14 protein-coding genes and 1 tRNA gene are annotated in these 15,854 nt (G+C 72.9%); 5 read left to right on the plus strand and 10 right to left on the minus strand.

Annotation, left to right across the window (positions count from 1 at the left end; genetic code table 11):
* The first annotated feature begins 3 nt into the window (after positions 1-3).
* Positions 4-675, plus strand: a complete 672-nt coding sequence (locus tag Dsi01nite_RS31050; protein ID WP_203849860.1) for a response regulator transcription factor — start codon at positions 4-6, stop codon at positions 673-675.
* A 15-nt stretch (positions 676-690) separates the two neighbouring features.
* Entirely contained in the window at positions 691-2,079 is a 1,389-nt protein-coding gene (locus tag Dsi01nite_RS31055) for a sensor histidine kinase (RefSeq protein ID WP_203849861.1), read from the plus strand.
* A gap of 25 nt (positions 2,080-2,104) precedes the next feature.
* On the opposite strand, the gene Dsi01nite_RS31060 is transcribed toward Dsi01nite_RS31055, so the two are convergent.
* The 5 genes from Dsi01nite_RS31060 to Dsi01nite_RS31080 are packed head-to-tail and all read right to left on the minus strand — an operon-like array spanning position 2,105 to position 7,557.
* Positions 2,105-3,082: a TAXI family TRAP transporter solute-binding subunit gene (locus Dsi01nite_RS31060; protein WP_203849862.1), complete on the minus strand. Its 978-nt coding sequence runs from the start codon at positions 3,080-3,082 to the stop codon at positions 2,105-2,107.
* Positions 3,079-3,675: an HAD family hydrolase gene (locus Dsi01nite_RS31065; protein ID WP_203849863.1), complete on the minus strand. Its 597-nt coding sequence runs from the start codon at positions 3,673-3,675 to the stop codon at positions 3,079-3,081. Before Dsi01nite_RS31065 ends, Dsi01nite_RS31060 begins: the two co-directional genes overlap by 4 nt.
* Positions 3,672-4,772 carry a carboxylate-amine ligase gene (locus tag Dsi01nite_RS31070; RefSeq protein ID WP_203849864.1) on the minus strand — a complete coding sequence of 367 codons (1,101 nt, stop codon included), beginning with the start codon at positions 4,770-4,772 and terminating at the stop codon, positions 3,672-3,674. The genes Dsi01nite_RS31065 and Dsi01nite_RS31070 overlap by 4 nt, the downstream gene beginning before the upstream one ends.
* A complete protein-coding gene (locus Dsi01nite_RS31075) occupies positions 4,766-5,743 on the minus strand; it encodes an aldo/keto reductase (protein ID WP_203849865.1) in 978 nt (325 codons plus the stop codon). The genes Dsi01nite_RS31070 and Dsi01nite_RS31075 overlap by 7 nt, the downstream gene beginning before the upstream one ends.
* A 17-nt stretch (positions 5,744-5,760) precedes the next feature.
* Positions 5,761-7,557, minus strand: a complete 1,797-nt coding sequence (locus Dsi01nite_RS31080) for a bifunctional metallophosphatase/5'-nucleotidase (protein ID WP_203849866.1) — start codon at positions 7,555-7,557, stop codon at positions 5,761-5,763.
* A 117-nt stretch (positions 7,558-7,674) separates the two neighbouring features.
* Here Dsi01nite_RS31080 and Dsi01nite_RS31085 point away from each other — a divergent pair, with 117 nt between their 5' ends.
* Positions 7,675-9,213 carry a M28 family metallopeptidase gene (locus tag Dsi01nite_RS31085; protein WP_203849867.1) on the plus strand — a complete coding sequence of 513 codons (1,539 nt, stop codon included), beginning with the start codon at positions 7,675-7,677 and terminating at the stop codon, positions 9,211-9,213.
* Here Dsi01nite_RS31085 and Dsi01nite_RS31090 read toward each other — a convergent pair.
* From Dsi01nite_RS31090 to Dsi01nite_RS31105, 4 genes are all read right to left on the minus strand, one after another.
* On the minus strand, positions 9,200-9,838 hold the full coding sequence (locus Dsi01nite_RS31090; protein ID WP_203849868.1) for a TetR/AcrR family transcriptional regulator: 639 nt from the start codon (positions 9,836-9,838) through the stop codon (positions 9,200-9,202). The genes Dsi01nite_RS31085 and Dsi01nite_RS31090 overlap by 14 nt on opposite strands.
* A gap of 38 nt (positions 9,839-9,876) precedes the next feature.
* On the minus strand, positions 9,877-11,943 hold the full coding sequence (locus Dsi01nite_RS31095; protein WP_203849869.1) for a hypothetical protein: 2,067 nt from the start codon (positions 11,941-11,943) through the stop codon (positions 9,877-9,879).
* 67 nt (positions 11,944-12,010) lie between these two features.
* Positions 12,011-12,874, minus strand: a complete 864-nt coding sequence (locus Dsi01nite_RS31100; RefSeq protein ID WP_203849870.1) for a hypothetical protein — start codon at positions 12,872-12,874, stop codon at positions 12,011-12,013.
* A gap of 6 nt (positions 12,875-12,880) precedes the next feature.
* Positions 12,881-14,173, minus strand: a complete 1,293-nt coding sequence (locus tag Dsi01nite_RS31105; RefSeq protein ID WP_203849871.1) for a sensor domain-containing phosphodiesterase — start codon at positions 14,171-14,173, stop codon at positions 12,881-12,883.
* A gap of 106 nt (positions 14,174-14,279) precedes the next feature.
* On the opposite strand from Dsi01nite_RS31105, the gene Dsi01nite_RS31110 reads away from it, so the two are divergent.
* Together Dsi01nite_RS31110 and Dsi01nite_RS31115 are read left to right on the plus strand one after the other, a co-directional pair.
* Positions 14,280-14,834, plus strand: coding sequence for a hypothetical protein (locus Dsi01nite_RS31110; protein WP_203849872.1), 555 nt, complete (start codon positions 14,280-14,282; stop codon positions 14,832-14,834).
* Positions 14,835-15,650 (plus strand): spermidine synthase, encoded by an 816-nt coding sequence (locus tag Dsi01nite_RS31115; RefSeq protein WP_203849873.1) that lies wholly within the window; start codon positions 14,835-14,837, stop codon positions 15,648-15,650.
* Between the two features lie 37 nt (positions 15,651-15,687).
* Here the strand turns inward: Dsi01nite_RS31115 and Dsi01nite_RS31120 are convergent.
* Positions 15,688-15,761: transfer RNA gene (locus Dsi01nite_RS31120), tRNA-Leu, on the minus strand.
* Between the last annotated feature and the right edge of the window lie 93 nt (positions 15,762-15,854).

Genomic DNA, 15,854 nt, shown 5'->3' on the forward strand with positions numbered 1-15,854 from the left:
ACGATGCGAGTGATGCTGGTCGAAGACGACGCACGGGTTGCGGCCGCGCTGGCCACCGCCCTGCGCCGGCGCGGGCACGACGTCGCGCACTGCCCGACGGCGCAGACCGCCCTCGACACGTTCGCCGGTGAGCCGTTCGACCTGATCCTGCTCGACCTCAACCTGCCCGACGGCGACGGCATCGAGGTGTGCCGCACCCTGCGGCGCAAGGACGAGGCGGTCGCGATCATCGCCGTCACCGCCCGCGGCGAGGAGCGTGACCGGGTCATCGGCCTGCAGACCGGCGCCGACGACTACGTCGTGAAGCCCTACTCGATGGCCGAGCTCAACGCCCGCATCGAGGCGGTCCTGCGGCGGGCGTCGCGGGCGTCGCAGACCGCCGTCGAGGTCCTCGCCGCCGGTCCGGTCCGCGTCGACGTCGCCGCCCGGCAGGTCACCGTCGCCGGCCGGGACGTCGCGCTCACCCGCAAGGAGTTCGAGATCCTCGCGGTGCTCGTGCGCACCCCCGGCGTGGTGGTGTCCTACGACCGGCTGATCCTCGCGGTGTGGCAGACCAGCTTCGTCGGCCGGCACACCCTCGACGTGCACGTCGGCTCGCTGCGGGCGAAGCTCGACGTGCCGGGCCTGGTGCAGACCGTCCGGGGCGTCGGATACCGCCTCGTGCCGGGTCTGTAGCAGGTCGGGGGAGCTGTGCGGGTCCGTCTGGTCGCCACCTACCTGTTGCTGCTGTTGCTGGTGCTGACGGCACTGGAGGTGCCGTTCGCCCTCAGCATCGCCAGCCGCGACACCCAGCAGGTCGTCGCGGACCGGCTGGCCGACGCCACCCGCTTCGCCACGCTCGCCGAACCGGCCCTGCGGGCACCGCGGGAGACCGACGAGCTCACCGCGGAGCTCGCCCGCTACGACGAGGTCTACGGCATCGCCGCGATCGTGGTCAACCAGGACGCGGTCGGCGTGGTGGCATCCCGCCCCGGGGTGAACCTCGCCGACAAGGCGGTGCAGCGGCAGGCCCGCCGGGCCCTCGAAGGCCGCGAGGCCAGCGACGACGGCACGATCTGGCCGTGGCGGCTGGAGCCGTTCGTGGTCGCGGTCCCGGTCGGCCGGGGCGGCGAGGTCATCGGCGCCGTCGTCACCGTCTCACCGGTCGGCAAGCGCGTCGCCGGGGTCCGCGCCGCCTGGAGCGTCCTGGCCGGCGGCGGGCTCGTCGTGCTGTTCGCCGGCATCGTCGCCGCCTGGTCCCTCGCCCGGTGGACGCTGCGGCCCGTCGCCGAGCTCGACGCCGCCGCGCACGAGCTCGGCGCCGGTGACTACGCCGCCCGGGTCCCCGCCGCCGACGGCCCGCCGGAGCTGCGCCGGCTCGGCTCCGCGTTCAACGAGATGGCCGCGACCGTCGCGGACTCCCTGGAGCGGCAGCGGGCGTTCGTCTCCCACGCCAGCCACCAGCTGCGCAACCCGCTCACCGCGGTGCGGCTGCGGGTCGAGGACCTCGGCCTCGACCTCACCGACCCGCAGGCGGTCGAGGGGCACCGGCTCGCCCTGGAGGAGGTCGAACGCCTCGGCGAGGTCCTCGACAGCCTCCTCGCCCTGGCCCGCGCCGAGCGGGGACGGTTCGAGCTCGCCGACATCGACGCCGGCGAGGTCGCGTGGGCGCGGGTCGTCGCGTGGCAGCCGGTCGCCGCGAAGAAGCAGATCACGCTGCGGTATGTCCGCGCGCCGCACGCCCTGAAGGCCCGGGCCGTGACGACCGCGCTCGACCAGGCGCTCGACGCGCTCATCGACAACGCCGTCAAGTTCTCCGCCGAGGGCAGCACCGTCACCATCCGCCCGGCGGCGGCCGACAACGACGGTGTCGACGGTGTCGCCGTCCACGTGATCGACACCGGCCCCGGCCTCACCGAGGAGCAGCGGGACCTGGCCACCGAGCGGTTCTGGCGGGCGCCCGGCACGCAGAACGTCGACGGCAGCGGCCTCGGCCTGCCGATCGTCGCGGTCCTCGTCGAGGCGTCGTCCGGCCGCCTCGACCTGCTCGCCAACGAACCGACCGGCCTGCACGCCCGGCTGTGGTTCCCGGCGCCGTGAAAGCCGTGCGGCAGGCCGCCGCGGGTCAGGCCTTCTGCGTGCGGTAGTAGCGCGCCGCGCCCGCGTGCAGCGGCAGCGGCGAGGTGCTGATCGCGGAGCGGATGTTGAGCCGGCCCGCCGCCTGGTGTGCCTTCGCCAGCTCGTCGCGGCCCTCGAACAGCAGCCGCGTCACGCCGTACGCGAGGGGCTCCGGCATCGACACCCGCACGACCAGGAAGTTGGCGATGCCGATCGAGACCGTCGGGCTGATGCCCCGGTACGCCGAGGCCGGCACGACCCGCTCCGCGTAGTAGTCGCCGAACCGGTCGCGCATCGGCTGGACCAGCTGGTCGAGGGCGAGGAGCCGGATCGGGAACTTCTCGGCCAGTCCCTGGATGAGGCCGACGGCCAGGCCGCCGGAGAAGAAGAACGCGTCGATCCGCCCGTTCTTCAGCGCGTCGACCGACGCCTCCAGGTTGAGCGGCAGCTGGACGATGCCGGCCTTGAGGTCGGCATTCGGGCCGGTGCTGGCGACGTCGAGGATGTGGTCGGCGGTCCCGGCGGTGCCGGAGCGGGCGGCGCCGACGGACACCCGCCGGCCGCGCAGGTCCTCGACGGTCTGGATGGGGCTGTCGTGGGCGACGACGAGGTGCACGTAGTCGTCGTAGATCCGGGCGAGCGCGGCCAGCTGCCCCGGCGCGGCCTTGTGGCCCTCGCCGGCGGTGTCGGCCTGGGTGAAGCCGACCTCCGCCTGGCCCGCGAGGACCGCGTCGACGTTCTCCTTCGACGCGTTCGTGGTGAGGACGCTGGCGTGCACGTTCGGCAGGTACTGCTTGGCGAGTTTCGCGATCGCGTTGCCGTAGGCGTAGTAGACCGCGCCCGTGCTGCCGGTCGCGATCCGCAGCTGCCCGGTCGCCTCCTCACCGTCGGACTCGCACGCGGTGAGCAGGGCGCCGCCGATGCCCCAGCCGAGGCCGCCCGCCAGCAGCACCCTGCGCCTCACCGGCGCCGTCGGCAGGCTCATGGCAGGCACGCCGCCAGGATCTCCAGGGTCTCCCGCGGGGCGCGGTGCCGCACCGTCGTCATCCCGAGCGCCCGCGCCGGTTTCAGGTTGCCGGGCAGGTCGTCGACGTAGACGCACTCCTGCGGCGGCAGCCCGATCGCCGCGGCGCCCAGGACGTAGATCGCCGGGTCCGGTTTGCGCACGCCGACCTCGCCGGAGATCACGACGCCGTCGAACAACTCGTCCAGCAGGATCCGGTCGTACCGCTGCGAACCCCACGAGTTCGAGATCAGTCCGGTGCGGATGCCGCGGCCGCGGGCGGCCCGGACGAAGTCCAGCATCGCGACGTCCGCGGTGGTGGCGCCGAGCAGCCGCTCGATCAGGCCCTCGGGCGGCACCCCCAGCAGGTCGGCGAACCCGGCCTCGAACCCGGCGTCGGGCAGCGTGCCGTCCTCCAGGCCGCCGAGCAGCGACCGGGCCGTGGGATCGTCGCGGAACAGGTCCCGGACGGTGCCGGGCGGCAGGCCCTCCCGGGCGCAGAACGCGTCGAAGGAGGCGAACACGTCGGAGGTGAGGACCCCGCCGTAGTCGACCAGCAGCCCGCGCAGTGTCACGAAGACTCCGTCCCGTCAGCCGTCTCCTTCGCCAGCGACTGTACGACCTCGACCGGGTCCTCGAGTGCCCCCTGGCGGGTCGCGGACGTGCCCCGGGCCCGCAGGTCCTCGAGCAGGTCGACGGCGATCTCCCACTCGCCGCGCGCCTCCAGGGCCGGGCGGACGTGCGCCATCAGCGCGTCGACCCGGGCCCCGGCGGGCAGCGCCGAGCGGGTCGCCGGGTCGACGAGGTGGCCGCTGAGCCCGGACCTGGCGGCCCGCCACGTCGCGGCCCGCAGCAGCACCTGCGGCGCCTCCGGCAGCGGCCGGCCCGCGGCGTCCTCCTCGGCGGCGACGGTGACGAGGCCCCGGGACAGCGCGGCGAGCAGCACCGCGTCGTCGACCCGCGGGCAGGAGTCGGCGACCCGGACCTCGACCGTCGGGTACCGCGCCGACGGCCGGGCGTCGAAGTAGACCATCCCGGCGTCGCTGATCACGCCGCTGTCCACGAGCGTCTGCACGACCCGCTGGTACTCGGCGTCGGAGTCGACGTCCGGGGGCGGGCCGACGGTCGGCCAGCGGGACGTGACGACGGTGCGGTAGGAGGCGTACCCGGTGTCCTGGCCGGCGAAGTACGGCGAGCTGACGCTGAGCGCGAGCAGCGCCGGCAGCCACTCCCGGATCCGCCGGGTGATCCGCACCGCCAGGTCCTTGTCCGGCACGCCGACCTGCACCTGGCAGGCGGCCACCTGCTGCTCGTCGACGAGCTGCCGGTACTCCTGCGCCATGCGTTCGTAGCGTTCGTCGGGGTACACCCGGGTGGGCCCGGCGCCCGAGCCGGGGACCGAGCCGGCGGCGACGACCGCGAGGCCGTGCCGGCCGGCGGACTCGACCAGCGACCGGCGCTTCTCCAGGAGGTCGGCGCGCAGGCCGGTCAGGTCGGTGTGCACGCCGGTGGCCGTCTCGACCATCGAGCGGTGCAGCTCCGGCTCGGCGTCCGCGCCGCGCAGGACCCGCCGGGCGGCCGGCTCCAGGTCGCCGGTCCCGGCGTCGACGACGTGGAACTCCTCCTCGACGCCGATCGTGTCGCCGGGGCGCACCTCGCCCGGCGTCACCATCGGCTGTGCACCGAGCCGCGGATCAGTTCGTCGTAGACGCCGCGGACCGCGTCGTGGGTGGTCCCGGGCAGCGGCTCGGCGGCGGCGACAGCCGCGTTGGCGCGGGCCTGGTCGCCGTTGCGGGCGCCGGGGATGACCACCGACACGGCCGGGTGGTCGACGATCCAGCGCAGCGCGAACTGGGCCATGCTCAGCCCCTCCGGTTTGAGCGGCGCGAGCCGGCGGACCGCGGCGAGCCCGGTGCCGTAGTCGACCCCGGAGAACGTCTCGCCCTGGTCGAACGCCTCGCCGTGCCGGTTGTAGGTGCGGTGGTCGTCGGCGCCGAACGTGGTGTGCTCGTCGTAGCGGCCCGACAGCAGGCCACTGGCGAGGGGCACCCGGGCGATGATCCCGACGCCCATCTTCTCCGCCGCGGGCAGCACGTCGTCGAGGGGCTTGAGCCGCAGCATGTTGAAGATGATCTGCACGGTGGCGACGCCGGGCCGGGCGATCGCGGTCAGCGCCTCCGCCGCGGTCTCGACGCTCACGCCGTAGGCCTTCATCCGGCCCTCCTGCACCATCAGGTCCAGGCCGTCGAACACCTCGTCGGTCGAGTACACCTCCGACGGCGGGCAATGCAGCTGCACCAGGTCGATCGTGTCGACGCCGAGGTTCTCCCGGGACCGGTCGTTCCAGGCGCGGAAGTTGTCCAGGTTGTAGCGGTCCGCCTCCTGCGGCACCCGGCGGCCCATCTTGGTGGCGACGGTGATGCCGGTCCGGTGCTTGACGAAGGCACCGACGAGGCGTTCGCTGCGGCCGTCGCCGTACACGTCGGCGGTGTCGATGAAGGTCACGCCGGCCTCGTGCGCGGCGGTCAGGGTGGCGAGGGCCTGGTCCTCGTCGACCTCGCCCCAGTCGGCGCCGAGCTGCCAGGCGCCGAGCCCTACCACGCCGACCGGGGCACCGGTCCGTCCTAAGATCCGTTCCTGCATCCGCCCAGACTATGGCGTTACGCGAAGACCGGCACGTTCTCGCGCACGAGGCGCCAGTTCGGGGTGAAGAAGTCCGCCGGGTTGATCGAGCCCTTCGCCTGGGCCCAGTCGATCAGCAGCTGCCGGATCTCCTGCTGCGCGTTGTACACCTGCGTCTTGACGATGCCGGGGAAGTTGCCGCCGCCGGAACGCCGGTAGTTGTTCACCGCGACCACGAACTGCTCGGTGTCGCCGACCGGGGTGGTGGTGCCGGGGTGGACGAGCCGCGTGATGCGCTGCCCGACCGGCTTGCTGATGTCGATGTCGTAGTCGACGCCGGAGATCGTGTCGTAGTTGTAGTCCGGCACCGCCGGGTCGCTGATCGTCGCCGGGTCGACCGGCGCGCCGACCGGCAGCGTGACGAAGTACTTCGCCGAGTACTCCAGGTAGGCGCGGACCTCGGCGCCGGTCAGGACGACGGCTTCGAGGGTGTTGTCGTAGATGTACAGCCCCGCGACGTCCTTGATCTTGACGTCGCCGGCCGGGAACACCGCGGTCCGCGAGAACGGCGCGGCGATCGACAGCACCGGCAGCGCCGTGCCGAGCGCGGCGGCGACGGTGTCGGTCTGGACCTTGTTGATGTAGTCCAGGATCGGCGTGTCCTTGTACCGCGACTCCGCCGCCGACAGCGTCTCCGTCGACGTCGCGACGACCTGGTTCACGTAGGTGACGGTCTTGGTGTGCTGCGCGCGCACCGCGGCGATGACCTTCGGGTCGGCCTCGACCGTGTTGGTGTTCAGCGACGTCGAGGCCTTCGACGTGATCGTCCAGCGGTTGCGGTCGCGGCTGAGCTGGAAGTCCATGCGGGTCAGCCGAGAACCCCACCGCGACGGCTCCGACAGCAGCACCTGCGCGCCGGTCGCGGTGTTGGTGACGAAGCGCTGCGGGATGTCGCTGTGCGCGTGGCCGAAGAGGATCGCGTCGATGCCGGGGACCTGCTCGGCGATGAGCGCCGACGGGTTCTCGTTGGGCAGCTCGGGGCCGTAGCTGGACTTGCCGCTGTCGCCGCCGTGGGCGGAGATGAGCACGATGTCGGCGCCGCGGCGGCGCATCTCCGGCACGTACTTCGCGGCGGTGGCCACCAGGTCGTCGAAGCGCAGCTTGCCCTCGACGTTGGCCCGGTCCCAGATGGCGACGCCGGGGTTGGTGAGGCCGAGGATGCCGACCCGGAAGTTCGGCGCGCCCCTCCCGAGGTCGACCTTCTTGATCACGTACGGCACGAACGCCGGCCGGCCCGTCTTCACGTTGATCGCGTTCGCGGCCAGGGCCGGGAAGCCCAGCTGCCGGATCCACAGCGCGAGCAGCGGCAGCCCGTAGTTGAACTCGTGGTTGCCGAGGGTGACGGCGTCGTAGTCGATGATGTTCATCGCCCGGGCCATCGGGTGCTTCTCGCCGGTCGTGGTGATCGGCTCCTGCTTCGCGTAGTACGTCGCGAGGGGCGTGCCCTGGATCGTGTCGCCGGCGTCGAGGACGAGGGTCGCCTTCCCGCGCCGCTCGGCCCGGATCTGGTTGACCAGCGTGGCGACCTTCGCCAGGCCGATGTCGTTGTGGGCGCTGTCGTCGTACTCGGCGTCCTTGTAGTAGTCCCAGTTGTAGACGTTGCCGTGGGTGTCGGACGTGCCCAGCAGCGTGAGGTCCCAGGTCCTGGGTTGGGTTGGGTGCGCCGCGTTGGCGGGCGCCGCGCCGGCCTCGCCGCCGGCGACGAAGGGTGCCGTCGCCGCGGCCGCCGCGACGGCCAGGACGGTCCGCCGTGAGGTGCCTGAAGGGTTGTTCATTCCCGGCACCCTATGCCGCCCCGTGCGTTGCCGCACCGGCGCATCGATAGCTTGACGAGCTTCGATGCGTGACGGGACCATGACGTCGACATCCCTCTACCCCTGGGAGCCGTCCACGTGAAGAAGACCGCCTTGTTCGCCGCCGCCGTGCTGGTGGCGACCGCTGTTCAGGCGCCCGTCCCTGCTTCCGCCGCGCCCGCGAAGATCCTGCTCGCCGCCGCGCCGAACATCTCCGTCACGAACGTGAAGGCCCACCTGTCGCAGCTGCAGGGCATCGCGACCGCCAACGGCGGCAACCGCGCCCACGGCCGCCCCGGCTACCTGGCCTCGGTCAACTATGTGAAGGGCCAGCTCGACGCCGCCGGATACACCACGGTCGTGCAGTCGTTCACGTACAACGGCGCCACCGGGTACAACCTCATCGCGGACTGGCCGGGCGGCGACCCGAACGACGTGCTCATGGTCGGCGCGCACCTGGACAGCGTCACCGCCGGGCCCGGCATCAACGACAACGGCTCCGGCTCCTCGGCCAACCTGGAGGTCGCCCTCGAGGTGTCCCGGCAGGCGCTGAGCACCACCCGGCACCTGCGGTTCGGCTGGTGGGGCGCGGAGGAGCTGGGGCTGCGCGGCTCGACCGCCTACGTCAACAGCCTGCCGGCGGCCGAGAAGGCGAAGATCAAGGCGTACCTGAACTTCGACATGGTCGGCTCGCCGAACCCGGGCTACTTCCTGTACGACGGCGACAACTCCGACGGCGTCGGCTCCGGACCCGGCCCGGCCGGCTCGGCCGCCCTGGAGCAGACGCTGAAGGACTACTTCACGTCGATCGGCGTGCCGACCGAGGGCACCGACTTCGACGGCCGCTCCGACTACGGCCCGTTCATCAGCGCCGGCATCCCCGCCGGCGGCATCTTCACCGGCGCGGAGGGCCGCAAGACCGCGGCGCAGGCGACGAAGTGGGGCGGCACGTCCGGCACCGCCTTCGACGTCTGCTACCACCGCGCCTGCGACACCACCGCCAACATCGACGACACGGCCCTGGACCGCAACAGCGACGCGATCGCCTACGCGGTGTGGACCCTCGCCACCGGCACGACCACGCCGCCCGGCAGCACGGTGTACAGCGACACCTTCGAGACGGCGACCGGCTGGACGGTGAACCCGTCCGGCACAGACACGGCCACGGCCGGCGCGTTCGAGCGGGCCGACCCCGCGGCGACGTCCTCCGGCGTGGCGCTGCAGCTCGGCACCACCGTCAGCGGCTCCTTCGACCTGGTCACGGGCGCGGCGGCGGGCAGCAGCGCGGGCACCTACGACGTGGACGGCGGGATCACCAGCATCCGCTCGCCCGCGATCACGCTGCCGGCCGTGCCGTCGGGTGGCACGCTGACGCTGACGTTCTCCTGGTATCTGGCGCACCTCAACAACGCCACCAGCGCCGACTTCGTGCGGGTGCGCATCGTCGGGACCACCACGACGACCGTGTTCACCCAGGCGGGCGCGGCGTCGAACCGGGCCGGCGCGTGGGCGGCGGCGAGCGTCAGCCTGACCGCGTTCGCGGGCCAGTCGATCCGGATCCTGGTCGAGGCCAACGACTCGGGCACCGCGAGCCTCGTCGAGGCCGGCGTCGACGACGTGAAGATCACGCAGTCGTGACCGGTGGGGGCCGGTCCTCGCGGCCGGCCCCCGTCCCGGCCTGCAGCAGCGCGCCGACGCCGCCGACGTAGGTCTCGCGGTCGACCTGGCCGATCAGGACGCGTTGCAGGATGTACCCCTGGATGAGCCCGAAGATCGCCGAGCCGACCGCCGCCGGATCGGCGCCGGCGGGCAGCTGGCCGGTCTCCTGGGCGCGCCGGGCGAGGGCGACGGCGTTGCCGCGGATCCGGCCGTAGATCTCCGAGATGAGCGCGGCGAACTCCGGATCGTGCACCGCCTCGCCCCAGACCTGCACGGCGATGCGGACCGTGCCGTTGTCGGTGAGGTTCACGTCGATCTGGCGCAGCAGGTCGTCGATCACCGCGAGCAGCGGCGGCGCCGGGTCCTGCGCGAGCAGGTGGTCCGCGGTCGCCTGGACGATGCCGATCTTCTCCCCGGCGATGGCCTTGATCAGGGCGGCCTTGCTGTCGAAGTACCGGTAGAACGCCCCGACCGACAGGCCTGCCTCCTTGATGACGTCCTGCATGGACGTCTGGTGGAACCCGTTGCGCAGGAAGCAGCGGGTCGCCGCCTCGATGATCTGCTCACGGCGGGCGGCGAGATGGGCTTCGGAGACGCGGGGCATGCCCCCATTGTAAAGCGAATGTTCGCTCGCTGACGGTGTCAGACCAGCGTGGCGTTGAAGATCATCGCGGTCATGACGACGCCGCCGGTGGCCGCGTTCGCCAGCATCAGCCGGGGGGAGAGGCGGGTCACCGGGTTGGTCTTGTCGACCGCGATCGCCTTGCGGCTGCCGGTGGAGAAGGCGACCAGCTCGATCCCGCCGTCGGCGGTCGGCTTGCAGCTGACCTGCAGCGGGGTCGAGGCGGTGGTCGGCGGGCCGGCGTTCTTCGGCTTCGCCGACGCGGCGAGCTTCGCCGGCTGCCCGCCGGTCAGCTTGAAGATCTCGATGACGCCGTCGGCGCCGACCTCGAACGTGTAGCCGTTGCCCAGGTCCGCGCCGTCCAGGCAGGCCGCGCCGATCTTGGCGCCGCCGGCGGTCTTACCGATCGCGGCGAACTCCAGGTCCATCGCGAAGCCGCCGCCCTGGACCGCGAGGCGCTGCTCGGGGCCGGGCGCGACGCAACGGGTGTTCGGCTGCTCGGCGGTGACCCGCAGCGCGTCCGGCACCTCGACCTTGCAGCCGGTCGCGGCGCCCCACGGCACCTTCTGCTGCAGCGCGGCGACCGTCTTGCTGCCCTTCAGCGTCCACGGGCCGACCGCGCCGACGGAACACGCGATGACCGGCCGCGCGGACCAGCCCGGCGGCAGCATCGGCTTCTCCAGGGGCAGGAACGACTGGCCGTAGGGCACCCCGAGGTAGGCGCCGTAGGACTGCTCGCAGACCGCCTTCGCGGCCGCGTCGACGGCGTCGCGGCCCGGGTCGGTGAGGAACGGCAGGTGCCCGACGTAGGTGACCTCGCCGATGTGCGCGGCGTTGCACGGCGTCACGTACCGCAGCTGCGACGACCCGCCGATCCAGTCGAAGCACTCGCCGGCCTTGAGCTCGAACTGGTCGCCGACGAAGAGGTCGGCGGCCGCCTGCGACGGGTCGGCCAGGGCCCGCGCGATCCGGTCGCCGTCCGCGTTGCCGGTGACCTGCAGCCCCTTGTCCAGCAGCGCGAGGAGCGACGGTGACAGGCCGTCGACGGGGACGGCGGTGTCGTGGACCGCCTGCCGGTGGGTGGGGGACAGGCCCGCCACGACGACGACCTTGCCCCGCTCGGTGCGCAGGTAGTACTCGAAGCCCAGCCAGTGCCCGGCGCCGACGCCGAGCAGCGGCACGGCGACCGCGACCGCCAGGACGGCGTAGCCGGTCACGGTGCCCCAGGCCCGGCCGACCGAGGCGGCGATGACCGCGGCCGCACCGACGAGGATCCCGCCGAGCAGCCCGATCGCGCCGCCGGCGCTGAACACGAGGCGCAGCGGCTCGGCGAGGAGCCAGCCGATCAGCCCGCCGGCGCGGGACGCGCCGCCGTCGAGGAGGCTCGGGTTGCCGCGCACCAGGTGCAGCAGGCCGAGCACGGCCAGGGCGATGCCGGTGGTGCGGGTCAGCACCCGCTCGCGCAGGTACTGCAGGGTGGCGACGGTCAGGTCGCGCAGCTCGGCGCCGGTCCACAGCCGCCGGTCGACGAACGGCACGAGCGGCAGCTGCCACGGCCAGGTGGCCCGGGGCAGCCGCGGCAGCGGCCAGAGCAGCAGCAGCGGCAGGACGGGCAGGGCGTAGGCCGCGTAGCCGACCACGAACGTGAAGATCGCCGTGGCGACCCCGTGGACGGGGACCTGCGGCACCCACAGCAGGGCGACGAGCCCGGCGACGATGAGCGCGATGATCCCGATCCGCGGCCACGACGGGCGCGCGGGCCGGGGCGGACGCGGCTTCTCGAGACGCTCCGGCTCGTCCGTCTGCGGCATGTGTGGGGGTACGGGTGCGGCCCCGCGCCGGGCCCGCCGGTGGGTGCCCGACTCGGCGGCGGTCGCGCCCTGCCAGTCGGTCAGCGCGGCCCGCACCTGGTCGGTGGCGGCGACGCCGAGCAGCAGCCCCGCCACGAGGGTCAGCACGAGCTGCCACACGGGCGGCGCGGGGGCGATCCCCAGCAGGGTGGACAGGCCGAGGACGGCCGCGGTTGCGAGAGTCAGCAGCGCGACCGCGGGTAATGCGGCGCGAACGCGCTCACCGACCTCGGACATGGCTCTGGAGCATGGCACCCGCCGTACCCCATCGCAACTGGCCTAAGTCTGGCTTAAACGTTTGGTGTCACATCTGCGTGTGCCCGGCGGCGCAGGCATCGATGACTGGCTTGAAGGCGTCACGCTCCGCGTCGGTGATCTTCAGTTCCGTGTACAGCGGCGGGCCGCCGTCGAGGCTGAGCCACGCGGGGAACACGTAGGGCTTCTTGATCTCCGCGAGGGCGTGCGGGGTGCAGCGCTCACCGTCCACCACGATCGGGATGCTGACCTCGTGCTGCCCGGGTTGCAGCACGGCGTACGGCTTCGGCGTCTGCTCCCGGGCGGGCAGCGGCAGGACCTCCAGGAGGATGCTGCCGACGAACTCCTGCAGCGTGACCGTCCCGGTGAAGCCGACGCGCTTCAGGACCACGGTGCCGTTGAGCCAGCCGCTGGGCAGGTGCGTCCACGGGCCGAAGGTGAGGGTCACCTGCCGGTCCAGGTACGCCTGCTGGCAGTCGATGGCGAGGAGCTTGTCGAGCATCGGGTCCGGGTCGGGCAGCGGCAGCCGCACGTCGTGCAGCTTGCCGTCCTCGGTGCGCACCCCGAACGCGACGTGCGAGGCGGCGCTGCGCGGCTTGAGCTCGTCGCCCTGGCAGACGCCGGTGCCGTAGGAGACGGGCACGTCGACGCGCAGGCCGCCGACGGGCAGCGGGGCGTCGACGGTGACCGGCCCGACGCCCTTGAACGACGGCGCCTGCAGCTCGACCCGCTCGACCGTGATCTTCGCGGGGCCGTCGTTGCGCATCGAGATCTGCACCGTGTGCCGGACCTCGTCGACCCGGCCCTGGGTCAGCTCGACCCGCAGCTTGACCGGGTCCTCCGGTGCCTTACCAGTGGTGCCGGAGCAACCGGACAGGAGTGCGACCACCACGACGAGCGCCAACCGCCTCATAGCCGCCTATGTTGGCACGATCCAGTGCAGCAGCGCACGGGCCGCCTCGAGGACCAGGTCCCGGTCGTACGTGAGGGCGTAGGTGAACCGCCGGTCGGCGTCGGGTCCGTCGTCGGCGAGGTCGCGCGCCACGAGGGCGCCGGCGAAGTGCGGCCCGACGACCACCACGTTCCACTCGCCCCGCAGCGGGTCGTCGCCGGCGATGGCGGCGCCGCGGACACCGGGCACCGGAACGCTCGGCAGTTCCGTGCCCAGGACGCCGACCAGGGCCGCCGTCTGCGCGACCGTCGCGTACCGGCGGGCGGTCGCCGCGGTCAGGAACCGGGCCTCCTGGAAGCAGCCGAGCAGGATCGGCGGCTCGGCCGGGTCGAGGGCCTTCTCCTCCAGGTACCGGCTCAGCGGCATGAGCATCCGTTTCGTCGCCTCCGCCGTGGGACGCCGGGCGGCGACGATCTCGTACGGCGTCCTCGTGCCGGTGCCGGCGGGCGGGGCGACGAACGGCACCGGCAGGGTCGCGCTGCGCTCGGCGACGTCGGCCGGCAGCGGCCCCGGCCGGCCGAACAGCCAGCCCTGGCCGAGGGTCGAGCCCATGCCCAGGGCGGCGGCGACGTGCCCGCGGGTCTCGACGCCCTCGGCGAGGACGGCGGCGCCGGTCCGCTCGGCGTAGGCGACGATCGCGTTGACGACCCGTGCCGCGTACGCGCCGTCCGGCTGCTGGGTCAGGTGCCGGTCGACCTTCACCACGTCCGGGTGCACGAACGGCATGACCGCGAGGGACGCCGGTTCGGCGCCGACGTCGTCCAGGGCCACGCCCCAGCCGGAGCCGCGGCACGCCTCGGCGGCGGAGAGCAGGGTCGCGGGGTCGTCGGTGATGGCGCGTTCGGTCATCTCGACGACGACCCGGAGCCGTAGCTGGGCGTCGAGGATGGTCGGGGCGAGGTCCGGCGGGCACGGCACGCCGAGGGCGGCGGGCTCGGCGTTGACGAACAGGGTCAGCCCGAGCGGCAGGCCGGCGTCGATCGCGGCCCGATACGCGGCGGCGCGGCAGACCCAGTCGAGCTCGGCGAGGCGCCCGGCCCGGCGGGCGGCGTCGAACAGCTCGAGGGGGGCCTCCCACGGCGTGCCAGCCGGTCCCCGGGTCAGCGCCTCGTAGCCGACGACCTCGGGCCGGTGGCGGCGCCACGAGTCGAGCCGCACGATCGGCTGGAACACGGTGGTGACGGCCCGCGCGTCGATGACGTCGCCGATGCCGCGGATGATGCCCGCGGTCGACCTGTCGGGGGCGCCCGTGCCGTCCATGTCCATTGGTTCGACCCGGGCGTCCGGAAACTGAGGGTAATTGCCCGAAACTGAGAGTAATCGCCATTTGGCGGAGGGTGGGGTCGCTCCGGTAGGTTGGGCGGCGATGCGACGTGTACTGGTGACGCTGCTGCTGGGTCTGACGGTGGGTGCGCTGACGGCGTGCACCGCGTCGGACACCTCCTCCCCGGCCTCGCCGGGTGCCTCCGGCGCGGCCGTGCGCACCGGCGGGTGCGGGGCGCCGCCGTCGGCGGCGGACCCCGAGCGCCTGGTGGACGTCGCCGGGCAGATCGGCACCCGCGGCGAGGCCGACTTCGCCGCCGTGTTCGCCGGTGCCAGGGTCGGCGACGAGGGTGTCGAGGTCTACCGCAAGCCGTCCGCCGAGCTCGACGCGTGGGTGAAGTCGACGTTCGCGGCCACGTGCGTGATCCTGCACGACGTGCGGTTCTCCGCCGCCGACCTGGCGAAGCGGTATCAGCAGGTCGGCGACGACACCACGTACTGGAGCGAGCAGGGCGTGCACGTCAACAGCGTGTCCTCGGACTTCGTGCGCGGGGTCGTGGTGGTGGGCACGCAGGAGGTCGACAAGGCCAAGCCGCTGTTCGCCGCCCGCTACGCCGACGGGCCGCCCGTGGAGCTCGTGGACGAGGCACCCGCGTAGATGGGCACCTGGCGCGAGATCGTCGACGGGATCGGTGAGCGCACCGAGTTCGGCAACGCCAGGCTGGTGCGCGACCCCCGCCGCAAGGGCGGCTGGACGCTGCTCTTCGAAGAGGTCCAGCAGTCCTACGTCGACGTGGCCGACCCGACGCACCTGAGTTTCGAGTACGCCCGGCGCATCGCCGCGGTCGTGGACACCATGGCGCCGGTCGAGGCGCCGCTGCAGGTCCTGCACCTCGGCGGCGGCGCCTTCACGATGCCGCGGTACGTCGCCGCGACCCGGCCCGGCTCCACGCAGGTGATCGTCGAGCGGGACCGGCAGCTGGCCGAGTTCGTGCAGCGGGTCGTGCCGTTGCGCGACCCGGCCGGCATCTCGTTCGTGTTCGGCGACGCCCGGCGGGTCGTGTCCGACATTCCGGCTTCCTCGTACGATCTCGTCATCGGCGACGTGTACGACGCCGCGCAGATGCCGGAAAGCGTGTCGGACGTCACGTTCGCCGCCGAGGTGGCCCGGGTCCTGCGGCCCGACGGGGTCTACGCGGTCAACGTCGCGGACCTCGCGCCGCTGGCCTTCTCCCGGGGGCAGGCGGCCACGCTGCGCACCGCCTTCGACGACCTGTGCCTGCTGGTGCGCCCGGAACTCCTGCGGGGCCGGCGCTTCGGCAACGTGGTTTTTGCGGCGGCGAAGGCGCCGGACCGGCTGCCTGTCGCGCGGCTGGCCGCGATCCTCGGCCGGGACCGCCAGCCCGCGCAGGTCGTCAGCGGTGCCGGACTGGACCTGCTGACCGCCGGCGCGGACCCTGTCGTGCTGCCATGACGGTGCCTCAGGACCGCCGGAGCGAGTGAATCGTGCGTGCCCCGGGTGGGATTCGAACCCACACTGTCGGAGGTTTGAGCTCCGTTCCTCTGCCGATTGGGATACCGGGACGAGTACGCCGCACCAGGGTACCCACTAGTCTGATCGCGGCGGTAACCGCCGTCAGGTGTGTCAGTCAGTCCAGTGTCAGTCAGTCCAGTCGAG

The organism is Dactylosporangium siamense, from assembly GCF_016862795.1.
Lineage (GTDB): Bacteria > Actinomycetota > Actinomycetes > Mycobacteriales > Micromonosporaceae > Dactylosporangium > Dactylosporangium siamense.

Excerpts from the sequence above, each read along its gene's own strand:
- Dsi01nite_RS31050 (WP_203849860.1), top strand. The coding sequence starts at position 4 with ATGCGAGTGATGCTGGTCGAAGACGACGCACGGGTTGCGGCCGCGCTG.
- Dsi01nite_RS31115 (WP_203849873.1), top strand. The coding sequence starts at position 14,835 with ATGGGCACCTGGCGCGAGATCGTCGACGGGATCGGTGAGCGCACCGAG.
- Dsi01nite_RS31100 (WP_203849870.1), bottom strand. The coding sequence starts at position 12,874 with ATGAGGCGGTTGGCGCTCGTCGTGGTGGTCGCACTCCTGTCCGGTTGC.
- Dsi01nite_RS31070 (WP_203849864.1), bottom strand. The coding sequence starts at position 4,772 with ATGGTGACGCCGGGCGAGGTGCGCCCCGGCGACACGATCGGCGTCGAG.
- Dsi01nite_RS31080 (WP_203849866.1), bottom strand. The coding sequence starts at position 7,557 with ATGAACAACCCTTCAGGCACCTCACGGCGGACCGTCCTGGCCGTCGCG.
- Dsi01nite_RS31105 (WP_203849871.1), bottom strand. The coding sequence starts at position 14,173 with ATGGACGGCACGGGCGCCCCCGACAGGTCGACCGCGGGCATCATCCGC.
- Dsi01nite_RS31110 (WP_203849872.1), top strand. The coding sequence starts at position 14,280 with ATGCGACGTGTACTGGTGACGCTGCTGCTGGGTCTGACGGTGGGTGCG.
- Dsi01nite_RS31075 (WP_203849865.1), bottom strand. The coding sequence starts at position 5,743 with ATGCAGGAACGGATCTTAGGACGGACCGGTGCCCCGGTCGGCGTGGTA.
- Dsi01nite_RS31060 (WP_203849862.1), bottom strand. The coding sequence starts at position 3,082 with ATGAGCCTGCCGACGGCGCCGGTGAGGCGCAGGGTGCTGCTGGCGGGC.
- Dsi01nite_RS31095 (WP_203849869.1), bottom strand. The coding sequence starts at position 11,943 with ATGTCCGAGGTCGGTGAGCGCGTTCGCGCCGCATTACCCGCGGTCGCG.
- Dsi01nite_RS31090 (WP_203849868.1), bottom strand. The coding sequence starts at position 9,838 with ATGCCCCGCGTCTCCGAAGCCCATCTCGCCGCCCGCCGTGAGCAGATC.